This is a genomic window from Marilutibacter chinensis (assembly GCF_021725675.1).
In the GTDB taxonomy this organism is placed as follows: domain Bacteria; phylum Pseudomonadota; class Gammaproteobacteria; order Xanthomonadales; family Xanthomonadaceae; genus Marilutibacter; species Marilutibacter chinensis.
Genome location: NZ_JAKJPO010000026.1, coordinates 1 through 10285 on the forward strand (window position 1 = coordinate 1; position 10285 = coordinate 10285).

Genomic DNA, 10285 nt, shown 5'->3' on the forward strand with positions numbered 1-10285 from the left:
GGCGCGCACCCACCCCGACGCGGAGGCGGTGCGCCACGACGGAGTGTCGCTGAGCTACGCCGAGCTGGACGCGCGCGCCAACCGGCTCGCGCACCGCCTGATTGCGCTGGGGGTCGGCCCCGACGACCGCGTCGCGATCTGCGTCGATCGCGGGATATCGATGCTGGTCGCGATCCTGGGCGTGTGGAAGTCCGGCGGCGGGTACGTGCCGCTGGATCCGGCCTATCCGCAGGACCGGCTGGCCTACATGCTGTCCGACAGCGCGCCGAAGGCGGTGGTGACGGCCGCCGCGGAGGCGGCGTCGCTGCCGATGCTGGCGTCGACGGGCCTGCCGCGGGTGGTGGTCGACGACGGGTCGCTGGCGGAACAGCCGGCGACGGCGCCGCAGGTGCCGGAGCTGGGTCCGCGCCATCTGGCGTACGTGATCTACACCTCGGGCTCGACCGGCCAGCCCAAGGGGGTGATGGTGGAGCACCGCTCGCTGGTGAACTTCTGGCGGGTGATGCGGGAGACCACCCACGCGGCGCTGGCGCCGCACTCGCGGGTGGGGCTGAATGCGGCGTTCTCCTTCGACATGTCGCTGAAGGGGATCGTGCAGCTGCTGTCGGGCCACTGCGTGGTGCCGGTGCCGCAGTCGATCCGGGCGAACGGTGCGGAAATGGTGGCGTTCATCGAGCGCGAACGCATCGATGCGCTGGACAGCACACCGTCGCAGCTGCAGGTGCTGTTGGAGGCGGGCCTGCTGGACGGGAGCGGTCACCGCCCGGCGAGCATCTACCTGGGCGGCGAAGCGGTGGGCGGGAAGCTGTGGGAGACGTTGAAGGGGTCGCAGCGGATCCACTTCCACAACATGTACGGTCCGACCGAGTGCACGGTGGACGCGACGATCGCGAGCATCCGGGATGCGTCGGGCGGGCCGGTGATCGGCAGGCCGGTCATGAACGTGCCGGTGTACGTGCTGGACGGGCAGCGGGAGCCGGTGCCGGTGGGGGTGCCCGGCGAGCTGTACCTGGGCGGGGTGCAGGTGGCGCGGGGTTACCTGGGCCGTCCTGAGCTGACGGCGGAGCGGTTCCTGGCCGACCCGTTCTCGCAGGAGCCGGGTGCGCGCATGTACCGGACGGGGGACGTGGGGCGCTGGCGGGCGGACGGGACGATCGAGTATCTGGGGCGCAACGACTTCCAGGTGAAGGTCCGGGGTTTCCGGATCGAGCTGGGCGAGATCGAGTCGCGGCTGGGGGGTCTGGCCGGGGTACGCGAGGCGGTGGTGCTGGCGCGGGAGGAGGCGGAAGGCGACCGGCGGCTGGTGGCGTACGTGGTGGCGGAGGATGGGGTCACGCTGGACGTGGGGAGATTGCGAGAGGGGCTGTCGAAGGATCTGGCGGAGTACATGATTCCGGGCGCGTTCGTGCAGCTGGCGTCGATGCCGCTGACGCCGAACGGGAAGCTGGACCGCAAGGCGCTGCCGGCGCCGGACGGCAGTGCGCTGGTGTCGCGCGCGTACGAGGCGCCGGTGGGTGAGGTGGAGGAGGCGATCGCGGGGATCTGGCGGGACCTGCTGGGTCTGGAGCGGGTGGGCCGCAACGACCACTTCTTCGAACTGGGCGGGCACTCGCTGCTGGTGATGCAGCTGGTGGTGCGCATGCGCGAGCGCTTCGACGTCGACCTGCCGCTGCGCGAGCTGTTCGAGAAGCCGGTGCTGTCGGCCGTGGCCGATGCCGTGCAGGCGCAATGGATCGTGACATCGGAAATGCGGGACGACCTGGACGGCCTGTCCGAAGAGGAACTGCGGCAATTGCTGGAGAAGGAGTCGGCGAATGGCTGAGCAGGATGGCGTGCTGGATGAGCTCAAGAGAAAGATCATCGAGCAACGTTTGAGGAAGATCGGTTCGCAGCCACGTGCCGCTGCGCCCGCCGCCATTCCGCGCGCCGACCGCGCGGCCCCGCTGCCGCTGTCGTGGGCTCAGCAGCGCTTGTGGTTCCTCGACCGGCTCGACCGCGCGGCGGGCGCGGCGTACCACATGCGGGCGGTCCTGCGCCTGAAGGGACAGCTGGATCGTGACGCGTTGAAACGGACGCTCGACCGCATCGTCGCGCGCCATGAGAACCTGCGCACCACCTTCGTCAGCACCGGGGCAGGGCCGATCCAGTCGATTGCGCCGGAGACGACCGGCTTCGCATTGCAGGAAAGCGATCTGCGCAAGCTTGCCGCGAACGCGCGCGAGGCCGAGCTGCTGCGTCAGGCCGATGAGGAGGCGCGAGCGCCGATAGACCTGGCCATGGGCCCGTTGTTCCGCGGTCGCCTGCTGGCCCTGGCCGACGCGGAGCATGCCCTGTTGCTGACGCAGCATCACATCATCTCCGACGGCTGGTCGGTCGGTGCGATGGTGCGCGAAATGACCGTGCTCTACACGGCCTTCGTCGAGGGGCGCGACGATCCGCTGCCGCCGCTGCAGATCCAGTACGCCGACTACGCCGCCTGGCAGCGCGACCACCTGCAAGGCGATGCGCTGCAGTCGCAGCTGGACCACTGGCGCGAACGCCTGAGGGGAGCGCCCGAACTGCTTGAGCTGCCGACCGATCGCCCGCGTCCTCCAGTACAGAGCTACCGCGGCGATCGCGTGCCCGTCGCCTTCACGCCTGCACTGACCGCTGCCGTGCGCGCATTGGCCGAGCGTCATGGCGTCACCCTGTTCATGGCCTTGCTCGCAGGCTGGGCGACCTTCCTGGCGCGCATCAGTCGCCAGCCGCAAGTCGTGGTCGGCACCTCGGTGGCCAACCGTCCCCGTCTCGAACTCGAGTCGCTGATCGGGCTTTTCCTCAACGCGTTGCCGTTGCGTGTATCGCTCGACGGCGACCCAACTGTCGCCGCGCTTCTTGCGCAGGTCAAGGCGACCACGCTCGACGCCTACGAACACCAGGGCTTGCCGTTCGACCAGGTGGTCGAGACCCTGCGGCCCGAGCGGAGCCTCAGCCACAGTCCGATCTTCCAGTCGATGCTGACCCTGAGCAATGCGCCCGCCGGGGAGCTGCGGTTGCCGGGACTGACGCTGGAGGCGATGGACACTCCGACGCACTCGGCGCACTTCGATCTGGAGCTGGCCCTGTACGATCTCGGCGACACGCTCGAAGGGACGTTCGTCTACGCCACCGATCTGTTCGACCACGCGACGATGGTCCGCCATGTCGGTCACTTCCTGTGCCTGATGGAAGCGATGACGGGAGACGACGCTGCCCGCGTCCACTCGCTCCCGCTGATGCGCGACAGCGAGCGTGACTCGCTGTTGAGCGAAGCCCGCGGTCCGTGCATGGACGTCGAGTCCGGCCTGCTTGCCCACGTCTGCTTTGAACGCAGCGCCGAAAACGCCCCCGGCGCACCGGCGGTGATCTTCGCCGGCGAGACCCTGGACCATGGCGAACTGGACCGGCGCGCCAATCGTCTTGCGCACCGCCTGATCGCGCTTGGCGTGAAGCCCGACGATCGCGTCGCGTTATGTCTCGAGCGGGGCTTCGACCTGGTCGTCGCCATGCTCGGCACGCTCAAGGCGGGAGCCGGATACGTGCCGATCGATCCATCCTGTCCAGACGAGCGCATTGCCTGGATGCTGGAGGACTGCGCGCCGGCTGCGGTGCTCGCGTGCGCGGCGCTGGAGCCACGCGTTCGTGGAATCGCCGGCGACGCCGTCGTCATCGCTCCGGGGGACGTCGTGTCCGGATCGGCCGCGTTGCCCGAGCATGCGCCTGTCGTGCCCGGGCTGCACGACGGCTGCCTGGCGTACATGATCTATACCTCGGGTTCGACCGGTCACCCCAAGGGCGTGATGATCGAGCATCGCAGCCTGGTGAACTATATGCACCATGCACAGGCGAGCTATCTAGAAGCCGAGGTGCAGGGCGCGGTGGTCAGCACCCCGGTGAGCTTCGACGCCACCGTCACTTCACTGATGTCGCCCTGGCTGCGGGGTCTGCCGGTGCTGCTGCTGCCCGAGGACCAGGCGGAAGCGTTGGCCCATGTGCTCGCGCGGTTCGAGTCGGCGTCGCCATGGCTGTTCAAGCTCACGCCTGCGCACCTGGAAGCACTGGCCGGCCTGGCGGCCGCGCCGGTGTCGTCGACGGCGCATGTACTGGTGGTCGGCGGCGAACAGCTCGGCTCGGGCACCGTGGCCCGCCTGCGCGAGCGCGTGCTGCCCCGGGCGGTGATCGTCAACGAGTATGGCCCCACCGAAACGGTGGTCGGTTGCTCGACGTTCTCCAGTCGTGCGGGTGCCCCGTTGACGTCGTCGCGCGCGGTGCCGATCGGGCGTGCGACCGCCAACATGCGTCTGTACCTGCTCGATGGGCGCGGCGAACCGGTACCGCCCGGCGTGACCGGCGAGATCCACATCGGTGGAGCGCAGATCGCGCGCGGTTACTTCAACCGCCCCGAACTGACGGAGGAACGCTTCCTCGCCGACCCGTTCTCGACCGAGCTCGGTGCGCGCATGTACCGCACCGGCGACCTGGCGCGCCGCCTGCCCGACGGCGAACTCGAGTTCCTGGGTCGCAACGATTTCCAGGTGAAGCTGCGCGGTTTCAGGATCGAGCTCGGCGAGATAGAGGCGGCCCTGGCCGCGTGCAATGGCGTGCGTGATGCGGTGGCCCTGGCGCGCGAGGACACCCCAGGCGACAAGCGCCTGGTCGCCTACGTGGTGCCCGAGCAAGGCGCTTCGGTCGATGCCGGAGCGCTGCGCGCCGCGCTCGCCCGTCGACTCGCCGACTACATGCTGCCCGCGGCCATCGTGGTGGTGGAGGCATGGCCGCTTACCGCCAACGGCAAGGTCGACCGCAAGGCGCTGCCCGCGCCGGACGCCGGACAAGGCTCCGCTGACGTGTACGAAGCGCCGGCCGGGGAGACCGAGATCCTGCTCGCCGAGCTGTGGAAAGACCTGCTCAACGCCGAACGTATCGGCCGCAACGATCACTTCTTCTCCCTCGGAGGCCATTCGCTGCTGGCGATCGGCCTGATCGAACGGTTGCGACAGCGCGGCTATTCCATCGAGCCGGGCACCATCTTCACCTATCCCTTGCTGAGCGCGATGGCCGCGCAGCTCGTGCCCGTGGCCGAAGCCGCACCGGTTCCGGTGGTACCCGAGAACCTCATTCCGGATGCGTTCGCCGCGTCCGCCGACGCCTCGCAGATCGAGGAACTCAAGCTATGACCCTGCAGGAGCTGATCGCGGAACTGCGCACGCGCGGCGTGGCGATCCATGTCGACGGCGGCGAATTGTCGGTGCGCGCGTTGCGCGGCGCACTGTCGGCCGAACTCGTCGCCGAACTGAAGGCGCACAAGCCCGCGCTGATCGCGCTCGGCAAAGCCAATGGCGGTGTGGCGGTCGGGGAGAGTGCGCCGGTTGTCCCACGCATCACGCCCGACATGCTGCCGCTGGTGTCGCTATCGCAGGAGGAGATCGATGCCATCGTGGCCGATCTGCATGGCGGCGTGGCCAATCTGCAGGATGTCTACCCGCTGGCGCCCCTCCAGGAAGGCATCCTGTTCCACCATCTGATCGAAAGCGCCGACGAGGACGGTGGCGACACGTATCTGCAGCGTTCGATCGTGGTGTTTCCGAAGCGCCAGCAACTCGATGCCTTCCTCGCCGCCCTCCAGCGGGTGGTCGACAGACACGACATCCTGCGCAGCGCGGTGTACTGGCAGGGCCTGGTGCAGCCGGTGCAGGTCGTGCACCGCCGCGCTGCGCTGCCGCTTCACGAGATGATGCTCGATGCCGGGTCGCCGGCACTGGCGCAGATGCAGGCGCGCACCGATCCGCGGCGGATCCGCATCGACCTGTCGCGTGCGCCTCTGCTGGCCGCGCACGTGGCCCGGGATCCGGACAGCGGTGAGTGGCTGCTTGCCATCCTCAACCACCACATGGTCTGCGACCACGTGACCATGGATCTGCTGCTGGCCGAGATTCATGCCATCGCTGCCGGGCGCGAAGCCGATCTTCCGGCGCCCTTGCCGTACCGCAACTTCATCGCTGGCGTGCGTGCGGTGCCGTCGGCCGAGCACGAGGCCTTCTTCCGGCAGCAGCTTGGCCATATCGACGCACCCACTGCGCCGTTCGGCATCCTGGACGTCAGCAGCCTGGGGCAGCGCATCGAAGACACCCGCATCGAACTTGACGATGCACTGGCCCGGCGCATCCGTGCGGTCGCGCAACGCCACGGTGCCAGTCCCGCGGTACTGTTCCACCTGGCCTGGTCGCAGGTGCTGGCCCGTTGCACCGGCCGCGACGAGGTGGTGTTCGGCACCGTGCTGTCAGGTCGCCTGCAGGGCGGCGTCGACGCCGGTCGCGTGGTCGGCATGTTCATCAACACCCTGCCGTTCCCGATGCAATTGGCCGGGCTGGACGTCGTGGAGGCGCTCGCCGATGTCCGCACGCGCCTGATCGCCCTGCTCGCGCACGAGCACGCGCCGTTGGCATTGGCGCAACGCTGCAGCGGCGTGACCGCACCCGCACCGCTGTTCACGACCCTGCTCAACTATCGCCACAGCGGTGGTGCGCATGATGGGGAAGGCGCTGACGAAGGAATCTTCGAGGGCATCCGCCTGCATGGCGGCAAGGACCGCACCAACTATCCATTGACCCTGTCGGTGAACGACCGCGGCGCGGGTTTCGGACTCGGCGCGCTGGCGGTCGCGGAAATCGATGGCATGCGCATGATGCGCTACCTCGAGACCACGATCACCGCCCTGGTCGATGCGCTCGAGAGGGCGCCGCAGCGCACTGTACGCTCGTTGCCGGTGCTGCCGGAAGCGGAGCGCGCTCGGCTTCTGTCCGGTTTCGGTGCCGGACGCGGGCGCCACGACCGCCCCGAGAGCCTGCACGCCCTGTTCGCGCGTCGTGCCGCGCGCCATCCCGATGCCGTTGCCGTGCGCTTCGATGGCGCCTCGCTCAGCTACGGTGAGCTCGATCGCCGCGCCAACCGGCTCGCGAATCGCCTGGTCGCGCTCGGCGTGCAGCTGGACGACCGTGTGGCGATCTGCGCCGAGCGCGGTGTCGACATGATCGTGGGCGTACTGGCCATCCTCAAGGCCGGCGGCGGCTATGTGCCATTGGATCCGGTGTACCCGGCGGACCGGCTGCAGTACATGCTGGCCGACAGCACCCCGGTCGCGGTGCTCGCGCACGGCGATCTGCCCCAGCGGATCGGCGTGCTGGCATCGGCTGGCGCGCCGCTGCTGCGGATCGACGATGCATCGCTGTCGTCCGAGCCGGACACGGCGCCGTCGGTCGAGGTGGGACCAGAACACCTGGCCTACGTGATCTACACCTCCGGTTCCACCGGATTGCCCAAGGGCGTGATGGTCGAGCACGGACACGTGACGCGGTTGTTCGGCGCCACGGACCACTGGTTCGGCTTCGGTGAAACGGACGTCTGGACGCTGTTCCATTCGTTCGCGTTCGATTTCTCGGTATGGGAGATATGGGGGGCGCTGCTGTACGGCGGCCGCCTGGTGATCGTGCCGGAGCTGGTGGCGCGGGCGCCGTCGGAGTTCTACGAGCTGCTGTGCACCGAAGGGGTGACGGTGCTGAACCAGACGCCGAGCGCGTTCCGAGCGCTGATTCCCGCGCAGACGGAAGCGGCGCACGGGTTGCGGGTGGTGATATTCGGCGGCGAGGCGCTGGAACTGCACACGCTGGCGCCATGGGTGGCGCGCAACGGCGCGGAGCGGACCCGGTTGATCAACATGTACGGGATCACCGAGATCACCGTGCATGCGACCTACCGCCGGATCACCGAGCAGGACATCGAACAGGCGCATGGCAGCGTGATCGGCTGCGCGATCCCGGACCTGCGATTGTACGTGCTGGATACCGATCATGAGCCGGTGCCGGTGGGCGTAATCGGCGAGTTGTACGTATCGGGCGCGGGCGTGGCCCGGGGTTACCTCAACCGGGATCAGTTGACCTCGGAGCGGTTCCTGCCCGATCCGTTCTCGCAGGAGCCGGGCGCGCGGATGTACCGGACCGGCGATCTCGTACGCTGGCTGCCGGATGGCGGCCTGGAGTACCTCGGGCGAAACGATTTCCAGGTGAAGATCCGCGGCTTCCGCATCGAGCTGGGAGAGATCGAGGCCAAGCTGGCGGCGTGCGACGGCGTCCGCGAGGCGGTGGTGATCGCGCGTGAGGATGTGCCGGGAGACAAGCGCCTGGTGGCCTACGTGGTACTGGCGGGCGATGTTTCGGCGGGAGCGCTGCGCGAGCGGCTGTCCATGGAACTGGCCGAGTACATGATTCCGTCGGCATTCGTGCGCCTGGAGTCGTTGCCGCTGACGCCCAACGGCAAGCTGGACCGGAACGCTTTGCCGGCGCCTGATGCCGCGGCGTTGGCTGCGCGCGCGTACGAGGCGCCGGTGGGCGACATCGAAACCCGCATTGCCGCGATATGGTGCGACCTGCTCGGTCTGGAGCGGGTGGGGCGCCAGGATCATTTCTTCGAGCTGGGCGGACACTCGTTGCTGGTGATCGGAATGATCGAACGACTGCGGCACCAGGGCCTCGATGTCGACGTACGCAGCGTCTTCTCTACCCCCGTGCTGGCCGCGCTGGCGACCCGGATGGGACAGAAGGCGGCGCGGGCGGAGGTGGTGGTTCCCCCGAATCCGATCACCCCCGACACGATCGCGATCACGCCGGAATTGCTTCCGCTGGTATCGCTGAGCCAGGAAGAGATCGACGGCATCGTATCCGGCGTGGCCGGCGGCGTGTCGAACATCCAGGACATCTATCCGCTCGCCCCGCTGCAGGAAGGCATCCTCTTCCATCATCTGCTCGAACAGGAGCAGACAGGCGACACCTATCTGCTGCGCTCGGTGATCGAGTTCGACGGGCGCGAGCGACTGGATGCATTCGTCGATGCCCTGCAGCAGGTCATCGAGCGCCACGACATCCTGCGCAGCGCGGTGCACTGGAAGGGCTTGTCGCGCCCGGTGCAGGTCGTGCATCGCCGGGCGCCGTTGCCGGTGCACGAGCTCGCATTGGCTGCGGACGAGCCGGTCGAGGCGCAGCTGCTCGCACAGACCGATACGCGCAAGGTGCGTCTCGATCTCAATCGCGCACCGCTGCTGGCCGCCTTTGTGGCGCGCGACAGCGCCAACGATCGTTGGCTCCTTGCGATCCTCATCCATCATATCGTCGAGGACAACTACTCCAAGCAGCTGATGCTGAAGGAAGCCGGTGCGATCCTCGGCGGTCGTGCCGATCTGCTGCCTCCACCGGTGCCCTATCGAAATTTCATTGCCCATCTTGACGTTCTGTCCGGTTCTGATGCCGCGCACGAAGCCTACTTTCGCAAGATGCTGGGAGATGTCGATGAGCCGACCGCGCCGTTGGGAGCGCTGGACATGCGGTTCGACGGCCTGCATTGCGCGGAATCGAGATTCGAGTTCGAGCCGTCGCTGGCTGCACGGATTCGAGCTGCCGCCCGTGCCGCCGCGGTAACACCGTCGACCCTGTTTCATGTGGCCTGGGCGCAGGTGCTGGGACGTTGCAGCGGGCGTGGGGATGTGGTGTTCGGTACCGTGCTGTCCGGTCGCCTGGGCGGAGCCGACGGCGCCGACCGCGTGGTCGGCATGTTCCTCAACACTCTGCCGCTTCGCCTCCGCCTGGATGGGTTCACCACGATCGAAGCGGTCCGGGATGCCTACGCGCGGATGAGCGAACTGTTCGAGCACGAGCAGGCATCGTTGGCGCTGGCCCAGCAGTGCAGCGCGGTCGAGCCGCCGCTGCCCCTTTTCACCGCGCTGATGAACTACCGCAATCAGCGCGAGCGCGATCGGCGCGAAGCCGGCGACGACATCGCATGGGATGGCATGCGCCTGATCGCAGGCGATGCGCGCAACAACTATCCGCTGACCATGTCGGTCGAGGATCGCGGCCAGGGTTTCGGTCTCACCGTGCTCAGCGCGCCGGGAATCGATGGCCCGTGCGTGGTGGCATACATGGAAACGGCGATGACCGCACTGGTGGCCTCGCTGGAGGCAGGCGGTAGCGCGCCGCTGTCGTCGCTGCCGATCCTGCCGGCGGAGGAGCGCGGGCAGGTGCTCGTGGGGTTCCAGTCGTCGCGTCCGGACTGGTCCCACGACCGCACCGCACATGCGCTGTTCGAGGCCCAGGCGCGCACCCACCCCGACGCGGAGGCGGTGCGCCACGACGGAGTGTCGCTGAGCTACGCCGAGCTGGACGCGCGCGCCAACCGGCTCGCGCACCGCCTGATTGCGCTGGGGGTCGGCCCCGACGAC

Annotated in this window: 3 protein-coding genes and 2 pseudogenes; all 5 read left to right on the forward strand. The window is 68.3% G+C overall.

Translation table 11 applies throughout. The features are described from left to right. Positions 1 to 1822, forward strand: a 1822-nt coding sequence (locus tag L3V18_RS19080) for a non-ribosomal peptide synthetase (RefSeq protein WP_237057046.1), incomplete at its 5' end; no start/stop codon positions are given. Continuing rightward, positions 1815 to 3272 (forward strand): annotated as a pseudogene (locus tag L3V18_RS19515) (condensation domain-containing protein); the annotation flags it as partial. The gene L3V18_RS19080 and the pseudogene L3V18_RS19515, both read left to right, overlap by 8 nt. 33 nt (positions 3273 to 3305) lie before the next feature. Continuing rightward, positions 3306 to 4577: pseudogene (locus tag L3V18_RS19520) on the forward strand (amino acid adenylation domain-containing protein); the annotation flags it as partial. After that, entirely contained in the window at positions 4554 to 5195 is a 642-nt protein-coding gene (locus tag L3V18_RS19525) for an AMP-binding enzyme (protein WP_425493561.1), read from the forward strand. The pseudogene L3V18_RS19520 and the gene L3V18_RS19525, both read left to right, overlap by 24 nt. Continuing rightward, on the forward strand, positions 5192 to 10285 hold a 5094-nt coding region (locus tag L3V18_RS19090), incomplete at its 3' end, for a non-ribosomal peptide synthetase (RefSeq protein ID WP_237057050.1). The genes L3V18_RS19525 and L3V18_RS19090, both read left to right, overlap by 4 nt.